Consider the following 19270-nt stretch of genomic DNA (forward strand, 5'->3'; position numbering starts at 1 on the left):
ACGAGGATTAACTAAAGCATGCGCAGCCTATCTCCCACCAATCTTTAAATCACTGCTGCCTCGATGGATGATGCCGAGTTGATGGAGATGATTTTCAGGGATTTATCGATTTTTTTGATCAAGCCTGCCAGAACGGTGCCGGATCCGATTTCGATGAAGGTATCCACGCCCTGACCGATCAAATAGCGGATGCTGTCCTCCCAAAGAACCGGTGAGTAAACCTGCTCGGCCAGCAAACGGCGGATCTCCGACGCCTCCACTGCCGGGCCTGCTGTAACATTGGCTATAACCGGCACAGCCGCATCGCCTAATTGAATGTTGGCTAATACCTCAGCCAGTTTCTCGGCAGCCGGCTTCATTAAGGAGGAATGGAACGGTCCGCTCACTTCCAGCGGAATGACCCGCTTGGCGCCCGCTTCCTTGCCGCGCTCAACGATGGCTTGTACACCAGCCGATGTGCCGGATACAACGATTTGTCCCGGACAGTTTATGTTGGCCAGTTCCACTGCGCCTGTCTCTGCAGAAACTGCTGCACACAGCGCCGCCAGATCATCGCGCTCTGCGCCAAGCACCGCTGCCATAGCCCCTTGTCCACTAGGCACGGCCTGTTCCATGAATTCGCCGCGCGCTCTGACTGTGCGAACTGCGTCCTCGAACGACAGCACGCCTGAGGCAACAAGGGCGCTGTACTCGCCCAGACTGTGGCCTGCGGCATAATCCGCTGTGATTCCCAGCTTGCGAAAGGCTTCCAGAAACGCAATGCTTACCGTCAGCAGTGCAGGCTGCGTATTCACCGTTTGTTTTAGCGCTTCGTCCGGACCGTTGAAGATCAATTCGCTCAGCTTGAAGCCGAGCGCCTCGTCCGCCCGCTCGAAGACGGCTCTTGAAGCGTCAATCGTATCGAAGGCGTCCTTGCCCATTCCTACCGCCTGCGCACCCTGACCGGGAAATACAAATGCTGTTTTGCCCATGACGATGCACCTCCTTATTCAAATCATCAAACCTTCTGCCATTACCAGACCAATACGGACGCTCCCCATGTAAGCCCGCCGCCAAAGCCGACCATTACAAGACGATCTCCATCATGGACGCGGTCCTGCTCTACCGCTTCGGCAAGCGCAATCGGTATCGATGCGGCCGAGACATTGCCGTAGTTGTGAAGATTAATCATGCTTTTCTCTTCCGGAAGACTCAGCCGGTTCAATGCGGACTGAATAATACGGATATTGGCCTGGTGGGGGATTAAGAGATCGATATCCCCTTTGTCCATCCCGGCTTTGCGAAGCGCTTCCTCTGCGGCATTGCCCATAATCCGGACGGCAAATTTGAATACCTCGCTGCCCGCCATATAAATAAAATGCTGTTTATCGGCTATTGTTTGCGCCGTAGAAGGGTTGCGCGAACCGCCGCCGGAAATTTTAAGCAGATCGCCGCCGCCTCCGTCCGCACCAAGCTCGAAGGATTTGAAGCCCCGTCCTTCCGGCACGGCCCCGACTACAACCGCTCCCGCCCCGTCTCCAAACAGGATGCAGGTGTTGCGGTCCGTGTAATCCGTAATCCGGGACAGACATTCTGCGCCGACTACCAGCACATGACGGTACATGCCGGTTGAAATCATACTGGTTGCCGTTGCCAAACCATAGATAAAGCCGGAGCAGGCGGCCGACAAATCAAACGCGGCCGCCCGCTTCGCTCCCAGCTTCTCCTGCAGCAAGCAGGCGGTTGAAGGAAAAAACATATCCGGCGTAATCGTCGCCACAATAATAAGATCCAGCTCTTCGGCTGTAATGCCGGCTGCCTTAAGAGCAGCTGTCGAAGCATGGAATGCCAGATCCGATGTCGCCTGCTCCGGAGCGGCTATCCGGCGTTCGCGGATTCCGGTCCGGGAGACGATCCACTCGTCGTTGGTCTCGACCATTTGCTCCAGTTCATGATTCGTTAAAATACGTTCAGGCACATATTTGCCCGTTCCAATAATGCCAACTGATGATTGCAGCATGACTCACTCTCACTTCCTGCCGATTTCAGCCGCGATTGAAGGAATCAGCTGGCTCTCTATCGCTATTTTGGCCTGGCGGATACCGTTCTTCACCGCTTTGATATCTGATGATCCGTGACATTTGATAACAAGTCCGTTTACGCCCAGCAGCGGTGCGCCGCCATGCTCCTTGTAGTCCATTTTTTTGCGCAGCTTCTGCATGCTGGAGCGAAGAATCGATGCCGCGATTTTATTAATGAAAGAGCTGGTCAATGTGTCCCTCAGGGTGCTGAATAACATCCCAGCCGTTCCTTCCATGGTCTTGAGCATAATGTTGCCGGCGAAGCCGTCACAGACAAGCACATCGCAATTATGCGCCAGCACATCCCGCGATTCCACATTCCCGATAAAATTTATCGGTGCCGCTTCCAGCAAGCTATAGGCCGCCTTCGACAATTCATTGCCTTTCATGGCTTCCGTTCCCACATTCAGCAGACCAACGCGCGGGTTCTTCAGGCCCTGTACCTTGGTCCGGTAAATGCTGCCCATAATGGCATACTGCAGCAGATGCTCCGGCTTGGCATCCATATTCGCGCCCAGATCAAGCGCAAGCACGCCAACATCGTTCACCGTAGGCAGCATATAGACCAGCGCCGGCCGTTCAATGCCCTCAATTCTGCCCACAACGAGCAGTCCTGTGGTCATCAACGCACCGGTATTGCCGGCTGAGAGCATCGCCTCTGCCTCGCCTTCACGAACCAGTCTGCCCGCTACAACCATGGAAGCTTCCTTCTTCCGGCGCACGGCTTTCACCGGTTCTTCATCGGGACCGATAACATCCTCTGCATGAACGATTGTCACGTTGGACGGCAGCGCCCCCGCGATATGCTCTCTAATCCGGACTGTGTCGCCGACAAGCATCAGCTTCGTATCGGGCCATTCTAACGCTGCCTCCAGTGCTCCTTTGACGATGAGCTCAGGCGCATGGTCTCCTCCCATCGCATCAATTGCGATCCGCACTTAATTTCCTCCCTCGATGGCCGTCTCTCCCGCGGACCGGTAAATGACGAAGTGGCCCTGAAACACCATTTCATCTCCCACATAAGAAAACACTTCTACTTTCGCTTTGCTTTGCCTGCCCGATATGGACCTTACATAGGCCTTGGAAATACACTTCTCTCCCAGTTTCACCGAACGCAAAAAACGGATGTCCGCCGTAGCCGTCAGTGCGATCTCATCGTTAATAACAGCGACAGCCAGCGAATTGGCCTGCGCGAAAATATGATGTCCGCGGGCGATGCCGGTTCGGGAAAAAACATGTTCAGCCCGTATTTCAAATATGGAGATACCGCTCTTATCCAGCTGCAGATCAACAATATCCCCTATGACTTCATGCAGCGGCAGGGAGCGGACTGAATCATAGGAGCGTTCGGCCATCAGCTTAATGCGCTCCCGCAGCTCGGGAATGCCCAGCTCCATTCGGTCAAGCCTTACGGTCTGAATGCTTACTTTCAATTGACGTGTAAGCTCACGGTCCGTAATGAACGGGTTCTCCTCAATAAGCCGGGAGAGCTGCTGGTGCCGTTGTCTTTTCGGAAGACGCTCGATAATCCGCACCACCCTTTATCTATGATTTTGCATGGCCTTTTGCGGACTTTTTATATTTTTTCGTCCTTGTTAGCGGGTATCCAATTGAATCCAGCTATTATAACCTGGTCCTAACAAGTATATATAAGAATCCGATGGGAAGCAATGACAACAGGGTTAAATTCATCAATTGATCCCATGCCGGATGAAGGAGACAAAAAAAATAGCACCTCACCGCGGGATGAAGTACTACTGGTCAATCGTACTATTGTTTGATGATTTCTCTCGTTTTGTAATATCCGCAAACTTTGCACACCCGGTGAGCCAATTTCAACTCTCCGCATTGCTCACATTTCACCATGCCCGGCACAGCCAGTTTGAAATGCGTGCGGCGTTTGTCACGACGGGTTTTCGATGTTCTTCGTTGTGGTACTGCCATATTTCCCACCTCCTTAACAGAATTCGCGTCAGACGCCTGCCCATGAGCAGCCGCCCCTACTTTTCCTTGAACAAATCTTGCAACGCGGCCAAACGGGGATCAATAACATCCTTCGAGCATCCGCAATTTTCCACATTTAAGTTGGCGCCGCATGTGTGGCAGAGTCCCTTGCAGTCCTCTTCGCACAGCGGGATGAAAGGCAGGGAGAGAAGCATCGTTTCTTCGACGAAAGGCTCAAGATCCACCTTGTCCTCTTCTACCGCAATAATTTCTTCCGCATTCTCAAGATTCTCAGGATTCTCAATCTTGGCATTGGCAGGCTTGAAACGTTCATCGAAGGAAGCCGTAATCTGTTCCTTCGTCGGTTCCAGACAGCGGGAGCATGCGAATTCGACTTCAACGGACAGCTTGCCCTCCACATGAGCAATACCGTCTGTCACTCTGGCCGTCATATCAACCTCAAGCGGACCTGCGCTGATAACGTCGCTGCGAACCTGCTGAAGCCAATCTGCGTTTAAACTCTCGCGAATCGGAATCGTTGCCCCTTTGGACAAAAATTCACGAAGCTGAATCTTCATAAGATCACCCCAAACAAACAAAGTTTATTATATCGATTCTTGAATCGTTTTGTCAACAATTTCACTCCATGATATAGTGAAAAAAATACCAGCACTATTCCGGAGGGTCATTGCGATGCGTACAGTCGGTCTAATCGTTGAATATAATCCGTTCCATAACGGACATTACTATCATTTACAACAATCTGTCAAAATAACGAACGCGGACGCGGTTATTGCCGTAATGAGCGGAAATTTCCTGCAGCGCGGCGAACCTGCGCTGCTGGATAAATGGACGCGGACCGAGATGGCGCTCCGCGGGGGCTGCGATCTGGTCATTGAACTGCCTGTCGCCTATTCCACCCAGGCGGCGGAATGGTTCGCCTACGGCGCCGTCGCGCTGCTCGGCGCGACCGGCGTCGTAGACGCCCTCTGCTTCGGCAGCGAGGCCGGAGATATTGCGCCGCTGCGCCGCATTGCCCGCACGCTCGCGCATGAGCCGGAGCCATTCGCCCGGCTGATGGCGGATACGCTGGGCGGCGGCGCCAGCTACCCTGCGGCTTATAGCAAAGCGGTGCGCCTCCACATGGCGCAGACGGGCGATCAGGAGGCTGCCGCCTTCCCTCTGGAGCAGCCCAACAATACGCTTGGGCTGCATTACCTGCTGGCGCTTGAGCGGTTGGACAGCCGCATCGAGCCCTATACGCTCCGCCGCGAGAAAGCCGGGTACTCGCAGGCGGAAATAACGGACCGCCGGATCGCCAGCGCCACGGCGATCCGCAAGCTGGTTTCGCAGCAGGGGACGCCTGATGAGGCGGCTCCCTATGTGCCCGAGTCCACAATGGGTCTGCTGCAACGGGATTATGCAGCAGGCCGCGGCCCCATCAGCTGGTCTTCTTTTACGAAGCCGCTGTTTCACAAAATTATGACCGAATCGGCGGCATCGCTTGCCGAGTACCATGAAATGAGCGAAGGGCTTCAGCATAGGCTCAAGCATTCCGCAGCCGCGCTTGCTTCCCTGGAGGTCGATGCCCTGCTTGAAGCTCTCAAGACGCGCCGTTATACGCGGACGAAGCTGCAGCGTATGCTGCTTGCCGTTCTGCTCGGGCACCGCAAGCGGGACATGACGCCGGAGCGGCTGAGAAACGGCCTCCAATACCTGCGCGTGCTTGGTTTTACCGGCAAAGGCCGCGAGCTGCTTCGAAGAATGAAAACGACGGCCCAGCTTCCGGTTCTGCACAGCGCCGCAAGGCCTCCGGAGTTCTTCCCTTACCTCGATCTCGATGTACAGGCCACCGCCGCCTACACGCTGGCCAGGGGCAATGCCGCGGCACGCGATTGTTTTCGCGATTATTATGAGAAGCCGATTACGATTTAACAGGTCTAATACGGACAAGTCCAGCGTACAATGTAGTGGCTGTTTATGTCCAGCTACTATACTTGTAATGGAGTGAGTCCCAATGAAAAGAACGCTGCTGATCGCCTTTCTGTCCATTCTTTTGGTCGGAGCGATCATATATCGTCCCGATGACGCTTTTCAGGCTTCGCTGCAGGGCCTGACCATCTGGTGGAATATTGTTTTCCCGGGCCTGCTGCCTTTCCTGGCGCTGCTTGAGCTGATGCTTGCCTTCGGAGGGGTCCATTTTCTCGGAACCCTGCTCAATCCGCTGATGAGAAGGCTGTTCAGGCTGCCTGGCGAAGCGGGCTTCGCCATGGCGATGGGCTGGACGGCCGGCTCCCCGTCAGGTGCGGAAGCCGCCACCGCGCTCAGACGAAGCGGTCTTGTCTCCCGCACGGAGGGACAGCGCCTGCTCGCCCTCTCCCATATGCCAAGTCCCCTGTTCATGCTGCTTGTCGTCGGCGCCGGGTTCATGCATCGGCCGGAGCTGGGTATTGTAATCGCCGCTATCGTATGGCTGGTTGGGTTGGCCAGCGGTCTTGTCCATGCCAGAATCACAAATGCCGGCGATCAGAGCGCTCCCGTCGTAACCGATAACCGCCCTTTGATTCGCCGGGCTGCGACCGCAATGGCGGATGCCCGCAAAGCCGATGGCCGCACCTTCGGCAAAACACTGGGCGACGCTGTCACTACATCGGTGTACAAGCTGATGGCAATCGGCGGGTTTATGATGATCTGCGCCGTCCTTGTCCGGCTGCTTGAACCGCTTATGCCAAGTCAGCTGCCTTCTTATATTTTGCCAGGACTTATTGAGAGCCATATAGGCGCGTATGCGGCCGCGGTTTCCGAACAATCAGGCGGACTTGCCTGGAATGCGGCAGCGATTGCAGCCGTGCTCAGCTGGGGGGGAATCAGTTCGCTCCTCCAGGCCGCAAGCTCCGTATCCGGAACCGATCTGTCGGTCCGGCCGCTCCTTCTGATGCGGCTGGCCCAATCGGCTCTCGCCTTCGCCGCAACAATCGCCTTATGGCGGCCAGTTACCGGTGCTCTCGCCGCATTCTTCCCCGCCTCCACCACGACGCTTGAACATATGGGCGGCAGCGTGCACCCGTTCACGCAAACCGTACAAGCCGGAGATTTGTTCAGCCTGTGGCCGTTCATGCCTCTGGTCCTGCTTCTGTTTGCCGGCGGAGTGCTTGTGCTCGCAATCGCCTCTGTCAGCGCCCCACGGAAGTGGACGCGCTAAAAAACGCCGCGGCGCAGCGAATTTCCTTTTCGTTCAGGCAGCGGTCATATTTCTTTGTTTTTATATTTCACAGCCAGCGCTTTTTCGACCTCAGGCGGAACCAGATCCTGCACTTTGCCATGGAATTTGGCGATTTCCTTGACAATGCTGGAGCTGAGATACGAGTACCGGGGGTTGGTCATCATAAAGATCGTTTCGATCTCACCGTCCAGCTGATGGTTGGTCGATGCCAGCTGAAGCTCGTATTCAAAATCCGTCACGGAGCGGATACCCCGGACAATCACGTCCGCATTGCGCGAGCGCATGAAATGAACCAGCAAGTCGCGGAAGCTGTCAATGGACACATTCGGCAAATCCCGGGTCACTTCCTTCAGAAGCACCTTACGCTCCTCCACGGTAAAAAGCGGATTCTTGCTGGAATTATTCAGCACAGCCACAATCAGATGATCAAATTGCCTGGCGGCTCTGCGGATAATATCCATATGCCCGTATGTGACAGGATCGAAGCTGCCTGGATAGACAGCTACCCGCTGACCGGCGAGCGTTCCTTCCACCGGGATAAGCGGGTTTATGGAAGGCGCTGCGCCTATTGAACCGGCTGCGGGATTAGATGAGAAAGGCATGCATTATTCCTCCATTTGTACAGTCGAACCGTCTGTATGACGGTAATAATAAATCGTAACTGCCGTGTCGCCGTATGTTGAATGTTTCGCCTGCTCAAAGCCGTCAATCGCTTCCGGATAGGTATGTCCGGCATCATGCTCGACGACAATAACCGCGCCGGGACTAAGCAGCCCAAGCCCGGAGAGCGACTGCATCATGACATCCATGTTCCTGATTTTATAAGGCGGATCCAGAAAAACGATACGAAATGCCGTCCCACGTTTGGCGAGGGCCTTCAATGCACGCAAGCTTTCATTGCGGTATATTTCGGCCTGCTCCGTGAACCCGGCAGCTTGTACATTCCGTTTGACCACATCGATGCTGCTCTGCTCCAAATCGACAAATACCGCATGATCCGCCCCCCGGCTCAACGCCTCGATGCCAAGCCCACCGGTACCGGCGAACAGATCAAGCGCCCATCCGCCTTCAAAATAGGGACCGATCATGCTGAAGATCGCTTCCTTGACTTTGTCGGTGGTCGGACGCGTATTCATTCCGGGAACTGCTTTTAAAGCACGGCCTTTAGCCGTACCTGCAATAACTCTCAACTTCTTGCCCTTCCCCTTTCAAAAGCTCTCGTTAAGACTGCTGCTATCTTAACATACTTCCCGGCAGTTGTTAAAGCGTATGGGGCGCTCTACATTCGCCCCGAAACGACCTTCGCCTGAAAAAATGGAAGCAAATAATCGGGTCCGCCGGCTTTGAAGTCGGTTCCCCTAAGACTGTTTTTGAATGATAAATAAGGTAAACGTTCATTATAAGCATGGACCATTCCTTCAAACATTCTTTATCATTTTCTATAGCCTCATCCGTCTGCTTAATGGAAACTTATTATGCTGCGATCATTTTTTGTCATGTCATCGACGCATATGGTCTATATATAAGCATGACGGCCGGTAAAAATGACAGCTTGTGTGCGCGAAGGCGGCGAGCGGGAGTTTTTCGGCTATAGGCGTGAGGAGTGTGTTCGGATGGATATCGGAAACCGATTGTTCCGCTCGGCGCTGCTCGGTCTTGCCGGCAACCGTGCGGCACGGGCACTGTCACAACGATATGGGATGAAGCTGGGGGCCAGGCGCTTTGTCGCAGGCGAGACCATGGAAGAGGCAATCGTTCAGGCTAAACGGCTGAATGCGGAAGGCATTGCGGTTACGCTGGATTTTCTGGGGGAGAGCGTGAGCAGTCTGGAAGAGGCAAAAACAAGCGAGCTTGGGTACCTGGAGCTGCTCAGGACAATTGAGCGGGAAGGCATCAACGGCAATATATCGCTCAAGCCGACTCAATTCGGTCTGGCGCTGGACCGGACCGCATGCGAAGAAGGAATCCGGACCGTTGTGAAGGAGGCCGCCAGTCTCGGGCTGTTCGTCCGGTTGGATATGGAGGACAGTCCATGGACCGATTCCACAATCGGCATCGTCCGGAAGCTGCATGAGGAAGGATATTCGAATGTCGGCACCGTTATTCAAGCCTATCTGTACCGGAGCGGTCGTGATGTTCAAGCCATGACGGCAAATAAAATGAATCTGCGGCTCGTAAAAGGCGCTTATAAGGAATCCCGCCGCATTGCTTTCGAAACGAAACGGGAAGTAGACGACAATATGCGGCGTTTGATCAAAGCGCGCTTGGACAGCGGCGTTTATACAGCGATTGCAACCCATGACCAAAGCATCATCCGGTGGGTGCAATCCTACACGCGCATGCGCGCAATTCCCCGAAGCCGCTTCGAATTCCAGATGCTCTACGGCATCCGGAATCCGCTTCAGCGGTCCTTGGCGAAGGAGGGCTACACGGTTCGCAGCTACGTTCCGTTCGGCCGCAGCTGGTATCCCTATTTCGTCCGGCGTCTGGCCGAACGGCCCGCTAATGTGATGTTCGTCGTGAAGAGCGTAGTGCTGCGCAAATAAAACTACCAATTATGCACAGGGAGGCCAAAAGTATGAAACAACAGCAAATCGCCGTCCTCCCTGTTCCTTTTGACTGGGGAGCCAGCCGACGCGGAGCCGAAGGCGGCCCGCAAGCCGTTCTCATCGCGGGCCTTGAGGATAAGCTGCTGCAGCTAAAGCTGGATTATGTCATCCTGAAGGACTCCTATCTGCCTGATCCTGCGGCTGACGAACGGACCTCAGAGCGCATGAAACACTGGGGGCGCGTTCTCGCCATGAGCAAGGCGGTCGCGTCCGAGGTATCGCGGCTGTCTGCCAGCGGCTCCTTCCCGCTGACGATCGGCGGCGATCACAGCATTGCCATCGGCACCATTGCCGGACTATGTCAGCATAAAAAAAAGCTTGGCGTCATCTGGATCGACGCACATGCTGATCTCAACACTCCTCTCACATCGCCCTCCGGCAATATGCACGGCATGAGTCTTGCTGCCGGCCTTGGGTATGGGGACCCCGGTTTTGTCCAGCTTTGCGGCAGCAGCCCCAAGCTTGAGCCCAGCCGCGTAGTGCTCGTTGGCGCCAGGCAGCTCGATGAAGGAGAGAAACAGCTCATCCAGGCGCTCGGAGTCACCTGCTTCACCATGCATGATATCGACAAACTCGGCATGGGCCGTATCATGGAGCAGGCGATTCGTATCGCCGCCAACGGAGCAGACGGCGTTCATGTCAGCTTCGATATCGACAGCGTTGACCCCGGCGAAGCTCCGGGAACCGGTACCCCTGTGAGGGGCGGCTTGAATTACCGGGAGGCTCATCTGGCCATGGAAATGCTGCATGATTGCGGTGCGGTAACCTCCGCCGATGTGGTAGAGGTCAATCCGCTGCTCGACAGCACACATGGAACAGCCAAGCTTGCCGTCGAGCTTATCAGCTCTCTGCTCGGAGAGAAAATCCTGTAAAAAAAAAGCCGCTTGTCTTCTGCGCATGAAGCGTCGCAAAAGGCAAGCGGTCTTTGTGTTGAAGCTGCTTCCTATACCGAATGCTGTTTAGCCCGCTGGAGTCTCAGCAGCCGGATCTGCAGGAGGTGCATTTGGATCTGCCGGCGCATCGGCTGCTGCCGGTTCTTCCAGTGTATTGGTGATTTTGGCTTTGGCTTTGATATCCTGAAGCCATGATGAGGACAGCTCAGAAACCTGCTGCGCAAGCAATTGGTCCTTGATTTTCGCTTTTTCCTCATCCAGGGTAGCCGTGTGGGCTGCTTTGCGGTCTGTGAACTTGATGATATGGAAGCCGTTGGCACCCTGTACAATCGGACTAAGCTCGTCCTTGGTTTTGAGAGCGAACGCCGCATCCTCGAACGGCTTGTCCATCACGCCGCGCGGGAAGAAGTTCAAATCTCCGCCATTATCCTTGCTGCCCGTGTCAATCGATTTCTCGGAAGCCAGCTTGGCGAAATCTGCTCCGCCTTGAAGCTCCTTCAGAATCGCTTCCGCTTCCGCTTTGGTTGCGACAAGAATATGGGAGACGCGAACCTGCTCCGGCGTATCGAAGGATGCTTTGTTTTGGTCAAAATACTGCTTGATCTGGTCGTCGGTAACCGTTGCCTTCGGTTCCAGCAATTTGCGGATACGAAGCTGAGTCGGCATTTCCTTGCGGAAATCCGCTTCTGTCATTCCGTTCTGCTGCAGCCATGCATTAAAGTCGTCCGCTGTAGGGAAACGTCCCTCCCAAAGCTTGACCTCGCTGTCAATATCGGCTTCTGTCGCCGTGATGCCGGCTTTATCGGCTTCCTGTTTGACCAGCTCTTCCTGAATCATCTGATCCAGCGTCGACTTGCCGCCCAAACTGATCATTTTGTCAAACAAGTTGTCCTGCGTGATTTTGACATCATTGACGGTTGCCACAACTTCATCACTGCCGCTTGCGCTGCCAAAAGGCGGCTTGATCAGCGCTACAACAAGCAGCAGTGCCAGTCCGATCGCGATGAACATCCAGGGCTTGCTGCTGTTGCCTCTGCGGCCTGCTTCCGGTGCTGAGGGGCCTGCTCCAACCGGAACGGGCGTGAGCGACTCGTCTTGAGCACCATCGGTCTCTTCACGCTCATCTGCAAGCCCGGACTCTATGTCCCGGTCCGTGACATCCTCCGTCAAGTCCGAGGGCGTTTCCTTCTCGAGATTAAAGCCTCCCTTGGCGGGGGAATCAACGTCCGTTTCTCCGTCAAGCTCGGGACTTGCCGAAGCTTCCTTTTCTTCCAGTTCAATCTCTTTATCTAGATCCTTGTCTTTCTCGTTCAATGCGTAAAACTCCCTTCTGAAAATGGATGCAGTTATTGTTTCTGCTGCAGTCAAATATACCAGATTAAAAATTAAAAAACCTTAAGAGAAGATAAAATGTCGGCAGTTTCTATAAAAGAAACCAATGAATCGGCAGCAGCAAAACCGGGGTAAACACAGCGCAGGCGGCCATGGAAAACCCGCTCACGCCGCCCTCCTCCTGGGAATCGGCGAGCAGTCTGGCGGAGCCTATGCCGTGCGCAGCGGCGCCAATGGCGATAGAAGCGGCTACACGGTCGTGCACGCCAACGAGCTTGAGCAGCACAGGGCCGGCCACACTGCCGAACAATCCCGTCATCACGGTAAGGGCTGCGGTGAATTCCGGCGATCCGCCCAGCCAGCGTGAAAGCTCGACCGAGACGGCCGCGGTCACTGATTTCGGAAGCGATGATCTCAGCAGCTCCTCGGTGCCGCCGAAAGCGATTACGCACAGGGCGTTCACGCCAATACCCAGTGCGCTACCCACGAAGGCTCCAAGCAGGAGGGAGGGCAGAAGCGGCTTCAACCGGACGGCTTGTTTATAAAGCGGAATAGCCAGCGCTACCGTTGCCGGACCGAGAAAGAAAGTGACCATATCCCCGCCAACCTTGTAGTTCGAATAATCAATGCGTCCAAGCTGCAGGAATCCATAAACAAGAACAGGTGCCGTGATAAGCGGATGCAGCCGCGGAACCCGTTTCCGGACAAGCAACGCGACTGCATACGCGACAACAGTGACACATACGCCAAAAAGCGGATCACTATAAAGACTGCTGCCGTTCATGCGGAATCTCCTTCCGCTTGTTCGTTAAAAGCTGCGTGACCAGACCGGTCAGAAGCGTAACAACAGCTGTACCTGCCGTCAAGCTGATCAATGCGGCAAGCCAGGATTCCTGAAGCAAGGGTAGGAAGGTCGACACGCCGGCAAGCAGCGGTACAAAAAACAGCATCATATGCCGCGTCAGCAACGTTGCGCTGGCTTCCACCCATTCCAGTTTAATGACATTCAAAAACAAAGCCGCCGTCAGCAGAAGCAGCCCCAGCACATGAGAAGGAAGCGGCACACGGGCAATTGAATGCAGCAGCCACCCTAAACCATCAAAACCGATAATAATGACAAATCCGCGCATCAAACTCTCCTCACTATCCATTTTCGCCTTATTTTCCTCGTTTATTCCCTTGCGCTCCCACGTTATTCCCGGTCCCCCTGGGACTCCATCCCTTTCGGATGCGCCGCATGGTAAGTGGGTCCGCAGGACGTAAACGGGCAGTCCGCCCAATAGCCATCAGGTGCGTCTCTGCACCTTCTGCGTTATTCCCGGTCCCCCTGGGACTCCATCCCTTCCGAATGCCCCGCATGGTAAGTGCGTCCGCAGGACGCAAACGGGCATTCCGCCACTAGCCATCAGGTGCGTCTCTGCACCTTCTGCGTTATTCCGGGTCCCCCTGGGACTCCATCCCTTCCGAATGCGCCGCACGGTAAGTGGGTCCGCAGGACGTAAACGGGCAGTCCGCCACTAGCCATCAGGTGCGTCTCTGCACCTTCTGCGTTATTCCCGGTCCCTCTGGGACTCCATCCCTTTCGGATGCGCCGCATGGTAAGTGAGTCCGCAGGACGCAAACGGGCAGTCCGCCAACTGTTGTCAGGAGCGTCTCTGCATCTCCCTCGTTACACCATCCGGGTGTCCAGAGGGCCGGGGCCCTTGGGGTCCCCCTCCGGGGGATTTAGGGGGCTATAACCCTACCTGGTTCCTCACCGCACCATCCATAAATGATTGCAGATTCCCTGCAGCCAGGCTCATCAGGCTCTTTCTCGATTCAACGGTAGCCCAGCCCATATGCGGGGTCAAAAAGCAATTGGGCGCGGCAATTAACGGATGGTCAGCCGGAGGCGGCTCCACGGACAATACATCCAGACCTGCGCCGGCAATCGTGCCTGCCTGCAGAGCATCCAACAGATCCTGTTCCACGATATGACCGCCGCGAGCCGTATTAACGAGAAACGCCGTCGGTTTCATCAGACCGAGCGTCCGGCTGCTCACAATCCCCTTCGTTTGATCGGTTAGCGGGCAATGAAGAGAGATAAAATCAGACTCGCGGAACAGCTCGTCCTCCTCTACAAATCGAACATGCTCAAGGCCCTCAACCTGTTTGGCGGTCCGGGTATGGACCACCACATGCATGCCGAAGGCTGCTGCGATCTGAGCGACCTGCTGGCCGATTTGGCCAAAACCGATAATGCCCATCGTTTTATGAACCAATCCATGAAGCGGGGATAAGGAGAACGTAAAATCTTTAATGGCCGACCAGCGCCCGCCATGAACGGCATCGCTATGCTTTTGAACCTGATGGCAAAACTCCAGAATCAAGGAAAAAACCAGCTGCGAGACCGAGAACGAGCTGTAGTCAGGCACATTGGTGACCGTGATCCCCTGCAGTGCAGCGGCTTTGGTATCAACGATGTTATAGCCGGTAGCGAGAACACCGATATATTTCAGCTTGGGAAGCCTGGCGAGCGTTTCAGCCGACAACGGGGTTTTGTTTGACAGCACAACTTCGGCATCCTCCGCGCGCTGGACAATTTCTTCCTCCGTGGTGCGGTCGTATACCGTCAGCTTGCCCAGTCTGGATATTTCCTCCCAGTTCAAATCGCCCGGATTCAAGGTATAGCCATCCAAAACAACAATATTCATTGAAATTTAGCCCTCCATCATATTCTTATGCAAGCTATCCCTGCTGACGAAGCAAATCATACAGGGTAAACGTGACAATCCGCACGGCTGCCTCGACATCCTGGAGCCGGACATGCTCATCCGCCCGATGACCGTTCGCTTCCTCCAGCGTGCGGGGACCTGCGCCGAACATGACCGTCGGGATACCCGCCTCGGTGAAATGCCGAGCATCGGCATAAAGCGGTACCCCCTGTACGGGCAGTTCCCCTTCTCCCATGACCTGTGTCCAGTTGGCGCGGAGCGCCTCCAGCAGCGGCCGGGTCCCTTCAACTTCCTTAAAGGGCAGAGCAAGCAAAATACGCCGGATTTGGAGTTCGATATCGGTGCAGCCCTGAACGGCCAATCCGATGACTGACGTCAGCTCCTGCTCGACCAACCCGGGATTCTCCTCCGGAATGATGCGCCGGTCCAGGCGTATAACACAGCGGTCCGGCACCACATTCGTGTTGATGCCCCCCTGAATAAGTCCCACGGACAAAGTCGGGGATTCAATGCCCTCGACTGCAGAATGGATGCCGGATAAATGATTGCGGTAATCATATAAAGCGCTCAATACTTTGTTCATCGCTTCAAGGGCATCGGCTCCTGTATTTGGGATAGCCGCATGAGCTGACCTTCCCTTGAGCGTAACTTCAAGATGCAGACAGCCATTGTGAGCGGTTACAGCGGAGTAAGTGAAACCTGCTACGACTGCGTAATCCGGTGCAATAAATCCTTCGCGTAGCAGCCGCTGCGGACCAATTTCGCCGCCCGTCTCTTCATCGAAAGTGATGGCCAGACAAAGCCTGCCGTCTGCCTCTACCCCGCACTCACGCAGCGCCATGACCGCATAGGTATAGACGGCGATATCGGACTTGGATACGGCGGCTCCTCTGCCATAAAGCTTTCCTTCCGCAATAATAGACCCGTAGGGGTCATATGTCCACCCTTCTCCGGGCGGCACCACATCGCCATGTGCGTTAAGCGCAATTACGGGACCTGTACCGGTGCCAAATAGAGTATCGGCAACCACATTTCTCCCCTCTGCCATACCAGCTGCCAGCGTCTCTTCTTTCGGAACGACATCCATAAACGGTTCAAACCCTCTGTCTGTCAGCTCCCTGACAACCATCTCAGCGATTGACGCGCAGTTCCCCGGCGGATTGTCGGAAGGGGTGGATACAAGTTTGCGAAGCAGGTCGATCATCCCGGATTCATGATTCTGCAGCCAAGCCGCAAGCTTTGCTTTATCGTCATTCATAAAATAAGTCCCCCTAATTATGAAACTCGAGACACTCCTAATACCCATGCGGCGTAATAATCCACCTGCAATATAAGAGTCTGCCGATAGCGCTTGCACATATTTAGTATTATTTTATCACATAAAATGGGGGGTCAGGGGTCAGGCTGCAGGACAAATCATGGATTTTATTCGTTCAGGCTGACCGCTCTGTTCTCATCATGGTCCTGTTTATCCCTCTCGGCCAGCTCTTCCTTAAACAAATTTGCCAGGTCTGCCTTATTGCCGTAAACATAAATGAGATCCCCGCTGCGCAGTTCGGTGGATAAGCGCTCCTTGCGAATGGTTTCTTTACCCCGCTTGATAAAAAGAAGATTAATATCAGACTGATCTGTCAGCAGCTCCTGAACGCGTTTGCCAACGTGCCGGGAATTTGCAAAAAGAGGAATATCGATAAATTGATCATTCTCGCCCATCTCAAAGATTTCGGAAACCGGCAGTTCCTTCAGATCGAAGCTCTGCTGGAGCTCACCATGAAACCATTTTGTCAGAAAGGTGTGGACCGGCGTAAAGCGCAGTATCAGCAATAATAACCCAAGCACAGCAGCTGTCCAGACAAGCTGGGGCACGTGAAAGCTCTCCGTCATGATTGCACTGATGGACGAGATAATAACCGCTAGGGAAAACACACCGAACAAAATGAGAAACATACCGATGTTCCGCCGCACCGGATGCCTTAATATGAGCTCAGACTCTTTGGTCGTGAAGCCTGTCCCCGTCATCATGGAGACCACCTGGAACCGAGATATTTCACGCTTGAGACCCGTACTGCGAAAGAGAATAATCGCAATCTCAAGCACCAGGAAAATAATGATGAAATAGATCAGGATAAACTTGAATCCCATGATGATCCCCGCCTTTGCTCGTTTCTCTCGATTACCATTACCCGAATTGTCTGAAAAAAATCGCGAGATGTATAAATCCCCACAAATCGGCAATCCTATCTGTATCGGCGTCGCGAGATGCCGTAGACAACCGCGGAGAAGACTTACGTTTCCCCATAAGCTCTTCGTCCGGTTTCTCCTCTCCCATGAAAAGGGGCTCTCGAAAGAGGGCCCCGGTTTTTTTATGTAATTCTTCGTTTCCGGAAGGAGACATTTGAAAGGCTTGCCTATTATCAAGCACATTTGGAGAGAAGACTATGATGAACTTATTCTGGTATATTTGCCTTGCTGTAACCGGTGTCGGGATGCTCATCTTTACCTGGTTCAAGAAAAGGAATTTTACTGATCTGGTTACATTTTTTTTATCCGTCTGCTTTTTTATTTTTGTATGTGAATATTTCGTACTCATTATATTTCAGGCTTACGTTTATAAACCTGGAATATTGGCAGATTCTTTTGCCGATAGCGTTGCTGGTCATTTGATTAGCAAAATGTTTGTGTGGGGTGGATCAGCGGTCCTGATAGCGGAACAACTCCCGCCGGTCACATGGGCCAGCGGGAGTTTTGCGTACGGCTTGCATGGTAAACATTTGGCCGATCAGCCCGATCAGATCAAGCCTTTGCGGTTCTTTAATCGCGGCATGTGTGGACATCATGTACATTTCATTTCCCGGATTGTACAAGTCTGTCAGAGTAAACTTGCGAGATTCATTCTACCCGTCCACCATACTCAAGTCTGTACTCAAAAAAGTGAGTATTTATTTCATCCGGAATATGTGCTGGTCGGCAGATGGCTGTAGCATGATCTATGGAATTTTTATGGGAATTTTCGGAAAATCATGCTACCATGAAGGAAAACCCGCCGCTAGGGTGGATTGACGGGTAGGAAAATAAAATATGATCTATTCAGCCATTATTGATCTTTTACTCGCCGCCATGATTTATTTCTACGGCCGCAAACACGAAGCGACCAAATGGGCGGTATTATTTCTATTTTTTGCTGGGCTGGGCAGTTTTTCGGATGTCGCTCAAGCCCCTGTATGGCACAGTCTCTTCTTCTTCATCCTTCAGGCATGCACCCCTTACGGCTTCATCATGTTCTCGATCGTTTATTCCGAAACCGCGATTCCCCGAGTCAAAAACATACTCGCCTGTGCGTTTGCGCTGCCGATTATCCTGACGCTGCTTATTACGCCAATGAAGCCCGATATCCAGATGGATTTTCTCCTCCTTCTCTTCTGGGCGGTTCCCTATTATCTGGCCGGATGTTTTCTCGTTATCTATGCTTATCTGAAAGAAAAGAACCCGCTTAAAAGAAGAAACCGGCTCATAACCGTCTGTTTTATTGTTCCTCCCGTCATTATGATTGTTGTGGTCAATCACTTCGAAAGAGCTGTGCATACGTTTGGCAGCTACCGGTACATCAGTTTGTTCGTCGTCATCGCTTTTGCCGTATTTATTGTGTCTGCGATCCGGTTCGGCGTGCTTGGCGTGAGAATTAAATTTGAAAAGCAGCTTCACGATCAGACGATAAAGGGAATCGTGTCGGGGGCGGCCATGCTTAACCATGCCATGAAAAATCACATCACAAACATTGATATGCTGACAAGCCGTATGAAGGAGCATGTACAGAACCGGCTGCATGAACAAGCGGACGAGGATATTGCGGTTATTCAAGCGGAGACGAGGCAGATGATGCATATGGTGAAAAGGATCAAGAAACATATAGAAGATATCGAAATTGTCGAAGGACCCGCAAGCTTGTCCGACATTGTCGCCCAGGCGCTGCTATCCAACCGCTATTTGCTTGAGCATAAAAGGATTTCCGTCCTGACGGACTATTCTTTTCCCTGCAATTTGATTTGCGACAAGCTCCACCTTCAGGAGGTATTCGCCAATCTGATCCGCAATGCGGTTGAAGCGGTGGAAATGGACAATGGCATGCTGGCAATAAGAATACATGAGAGCAAGAAAGACTTCCTGGTTGATTTCTCCAATAATGGCAGGGGAATTGACAAGGATACCCGCGCGCAGCTTTTCGAGCCGTTTTTTTCCACCAAGCAGCATGAGGATAATTTTGGGCTGGGCCTGACTTACTGCTACCTGATCATGCAAAAGCACGGCGGGAGCATCGATGTGTCAAGTCAGCAGACAGGAGCTACCTTTTCCATTCATTTGCCGAAGACACGCCGGGCATAAATAAATGAAAAATGAGGATAACGATGTGATTCAATGTCATTTGGCGCGGTTAATATTGTTACATGACCCCCCATTGATATAGTTTCATTTGGCCCGCGAAAGCTGCGGGCCACTT

At 53.4% G+C, this 19270-nt stretch carries 20 protein-coding genes; 6 read left to right on the forward strand and 14 right to left on the reverse strand.

Features of this window, described 5'->3' with window-relative positions:
• Positions 1-44: 44 nt before the first annotated feature.
• From fabD to AC0YNV_RS09475, 6 genes are all read right to left on the reverse strand, one after another.
• Positions 45-971, reverse strand: a complete 927-nt coding sequence (fabD, locus tag AC0YNV_RS09450) for an ACP S-malonyltransferase (RefSeq protein ID WP_475767781.1) — start codon at positions 969-971, stop codon at positions 45-47.
• 41 nt (positions 972-1012) lie between these two features.
• A complete protein-coding gene (locus AC0YNV_RS09455) occupies positions 1013-1999 on the reverse strand; it encodes a beta-ketoacyl-ACP synthase III (RefSeq protein ID WP_475767783.1) in 987 nt (328 codons plus the stop codon).
• Positions 2000-2008: 9 nt separating this feature from the next.
• Complete coding sequence (gene plsX / locus AC0YNV_RS09460) at positions 2009-2998, reverse strand: phosphate acyltransferase PlsX (protein WP_475767784.1); 990 nt, start codon at positions 2996-2998, stop codon at positions 2009-2011.
• Positions 2999-3598 carry a transcription factor FapR gene (gene fapR, locus AC0YNV_RS09465; RefSeq protein WP_210041269.1) on the reverse strand — a complete coding sequence of 200 codons (600 nt, stop codon included), beginning with the start codon at positions 3596-3598 and terminating at the stop codon, positions 2999-3001.
• A gap of 232 nt (positions 3599-3830) precedes the next feature.
• Positions 3831-4004, reverse strand: coding sequence for a 50S ribosomal protein L32 (gene rpmF / locus AC0YNV_RS09470; protein ID WP_188992574.1), 174 nt, complete (start codon positions 4002-4004; stop codon positions 3831-3833).
• A gap of 56 nt (positions 4005-4060) precedes the next feature.
• Positions 4061-4582, reverse strand: coding sequence for a YceD family protein (locus AC0YNV_RS09475; RefSeq protein WP_475767787.1), 522 nt, complete (start codon positions 4580-4582; stop codon positions 4061-4063).
• A 115-nt stretch (positions 4583-4697) separates the two neighbouring features.
• On the opposite strand from AC0YNV_RS09475, the gene AC0YNV_RS09480 reads away from it, so the two are divergent.
• Both AC0YNV_RS09480 and AC0YNV_RS09485 read left to right on the forward strand, forming a co-directional pair.
• Positions 4698-5939, forward strand: a complete 1242-nt coding sequence (locus AC0YNV_RS09480; RefSeq protein ID WP_475767788.1) for a nucleotidyltransferase — start codon at positions 4698-4700, stop codon at positions 5937-5939.
• A gap of 82 nt (positions 5940-6021) precedes the next feature.
• Positions 6022-7206, forward strand: coding sequence for a nucleoside recognition domain-containing protein (locus AC0YNV_RS09485; RefSeq protein ID WP_475767790.1), 1185 nt, complete (start codon positions 6022-6024; stop codon positions 7204-7206).
• A gap of 44 nt (positions 7207-7250) precedes the next feature.
• Here the strand turns inward: AC0YNV_RS09485 and coaD are convergent, their stop codons facing one another.
• Together coaD and rsmD are read right to left on the reverse strand one after the other, a co-directional pair.
• On the reverse strand, positions 7251-7829 hold the full coding sequence (coaD, locus tag AC0YNV_RS09490) for a pantetheine-phosphate adenylyltransferase (RefSeq protein ID WP_475767792.1): 579 nt from the start codon (positions 7827-7829) through the stop codon (positions 7251-7253).
• Positions 7830-7832: 3 nt separating this feature from the next.
• Positions 7833-8417 carry a 16S rRNA (guanine(966)-N(2))-methyltransferase RsmD gene (rsmD, locus tag AC0YNV_RS09495; protein WP_475767794.1) on the reverse strand — a complete coding sequence of 195 codons (585 nt, stop codon included), beginning with the start codon at positions 8415-8417 and terminating at the stop codon, positions 7833-7835.
• A 423-nt stretch (positions 8418-8840) separates the two neighbouring features.
• Here rsmD and AC0YNV_RS09500 point away from each other — a divergent pair, with 423 nt between their 5' ends.
• Both AC0YNV_RS09500 and rocF read left to right on the forward strand, forming a co-directional pair.
• Entirely contained in the window at positions 8841-9773 is a 933-nt protein-coding gene (locus AC0YNV_RS09500; RefSeq protein ID WP_475767796.1) for a proline dehydrogenase family protein, read from the forward strand.
• A gap of 32 nt (positions 9774-9805) precedes the next feature.
• Positions 9806-10708 (forward strand): arginase, encoded by a 903-nt coding sequence (rocF, locus tag AC0YNV_RS09505; protein WP_475767798.1) that lies wholly within the window; start codon positions 9806-9808, stop codon positions 10706-10708.
• 87 nt (positions 10709-10795) lie between these two features.
• Here rocF and AC0YNV_RS09510 read toward each other — a convergent pair whose 3' ends face one another.
• From AC0YNV_RS09510 to AC0YNV_RS09535, 6 genes are all read right to left on the reverse strand, one after another.
• A complete protein-coding gene (locus tag AC0YNV_RS09510; protein ID WP_475767800.1) occupies positions 10796-12043 on the reverse strand; it encodes a peptidyl-prolyl cis-trans isomerase in 1248 nt (415 codons plus the stop codon).
• Positions 12044-12152: 109 nt separating this feature from the next.
• Positions 12153-12845, reverse strand: coding sequence for an LrgB family protein (locus tag AC0YNV_RS09515; protein WP_210041288.1), 693 nt, complete (start codon positions 12843-12845; stop codon positions 12153-12155).
• Positions 12823-13191 (reverse strand): CidA/LrgA family protein, encoded by a 369-nt coding sequence (locus tag AC0YNV_RS09520; protein WP_475767802.1) that lies wholly within the window; start codon positions 13189-13191, stop codon positions 12823-12825. The genes AC0YNV_RS09515 and AC0YNV_RS09520 overlap by 23 nt, the downstream gene beginning before the upstream one ends.
• Positions 13192-13794: 603 nt before the next feature.
• Entirely contained in the window at positions 13795-14754 is a 960-nt protein-coding gene (locus AC0YNV_RS09525; protein WP_475767804.1) for a D-2-hydroxyacid dehydrogenase, read from the reverse strand.
• 34 nt (positions 14755-14788) lie between these two features.
• Positions 14789-16033, reverse strand: a complete 1245-nt coding sequence (locus AC0YNV_RS09530; RefSeq protein ID WP_475767806.1) for an ArgE/DapE family deacylase — start codon at positions 16031-16033, stop codon at positions 14789-14791.
• Positions 16034-16200: 167 nt separating this feature from the next.
• Positions 16201-16917 (reverse strand): TrkA C-terminal domain-containing protein, encoded by a 717-nt coding sequence (locus tag AC0YNV_RS09535; RefSeq protein ID WP_475767808.1) that lies wholly within the window; start codon positions 16915-16917, stop codon positions 16201-16203.
• 296 nt (positions 16918-17213) lie between these two features.
• On the opposite strand from AC0YNV_RS09535, the gene AC0YNV_RS09540 reads away from it, so the two are divergent.
• The gene (locus AC0YNV_RS09540) at positions 17214-17756 is read left to right on the forward strand and encodes a hypothetical protein (RefSeq protein ID WP_475767809.1); all 543 of its coding nucleotides are present in this window, start codon (positions 17214-17216) and stop codon (positions 17754-17756) included.
• A 97-nt stretch (positions 17757-17853) separates the two neighbouring features.
• Entirely contained in the window at positions 17854-19155 is a 1302-nt protein-coding gene (locus AC0YNV_RS09545; RefSeq protein ID WP_475767811.1) for a sensor histidine kinase, read from the forward strand.
• Positions 19156-19270 lie beyond the last annotated feature (115 nt).

The organism is Paenibacillus sp. JT31N11, assembly GCF_056269285.1.

Coding starts and splice junctions, on each gene's coding strand:
- fabD (WP_475767781.1), bottom strand. CDS start 971: ATGGGCAAAACAGCATTTGTATTTCCCGGTCAGGGTGCGCAGGCGGTA.
- AC0YNV_RS09455 (WP_475767783.1), bottom strand. CDS start 1,999: ATGCTGCAATCATCAGTTGGCATTATTGGAACGGGCAAATATGTGCCT.
- rpmF (WP_188992574.1), bottom strand. CDS start 4,004: ATGGCAGTACCACAACGAAGAACATCGAAAACCCGTCGTGACAAACGC.
- AC0YNV_RS09475 (WP_475767787.1), bottom strand. CDS start 4,582: ATGAAGATTCAGCTTCGTGAATTTTTGTCCAAAGGGGCAACGATTCCG.
- AC0YNV_RS09480 (WP_475767788.1), top strand. CDS start 4,698: ATGCGTACAGTCGGTCTAATCGTTGAATATAATCCGTTCCATAACGGA.
- AC0YNV_RS09485 (WP_475767790.1), top strand. CDS start 6,022: ATGAAAAGAACGCTGCTGATCGCCTTTCTGTCCATTCTTTTGGTCGGA.
- coaD (WP_475767792.1), bottom strand. CDS start 7,829: ATGCCTTTCTCATCTAATCCCGCAGCCGGTTCAATAGGCGCAGCGCCT.
- AC0YNV_RS09500 (WP_475767796.1), top strand. CDS start 8,841: ATGGATATCGGAAACCGATTGTTCCGCTCGGCGCTGCTCGGTCTTGCC.
- rocF (WP_475767798.1), top strand. CDS start 9,806: ATGAAACAACAGCAAATCGCCGTCCTCCCTGTTCCTTTTGACTGGGGA.
- AC0YNV_RS09515 (WP_210041288.1), bottom strand. CDS start 12,845: ATGAACGGCAGCAGTCTTTATAGTGATCCGCTTTTTGGCGTATGTGTC.
- AC0YNV_RS09520 (WP_475767802.1), bottom strand. CDS start 13,191: ATGCGCGGATTTGTCATTATTATCGGTTTTGATGGTTTAGGGTGGCTG.
- AC0YNV_RS09525 (WP_475767804.1), bottom strand. CDS start 14,754: ATGAATATTGTTGTTTTGGATGGCTATACCTTGAATCCGGGCGATTTG.
- AC0YNV_RS09530 (WP_475767806.1), bottom strand. CDS start 16,033: ATGAATGACGATAAAGCAAAGCTTGCGGCTTGGCTGCAGAATCATGAA.
- AC0YNV_RS09535 (WP_475767808.1), bottom strand. CDS start 16,917: ATGGGATTCAAGTTTATCCTGATCTATTTCATCATTATTTTCCTGGTG.
- AC0YNV_RS09540 (WP_475767809.1), top strand. CDS start 17,214: ATGATGAACTTATTCTGGTATATTTGCCTTGCTGTAACCGGTGTCGGG.
- AC0YNV_RS09545 (WP_475767811.1), top strand. CDS start 17,854: ATGATCTATTCAGCCATTATTGATCTTTTACTCGCCGCCATGATTTAT.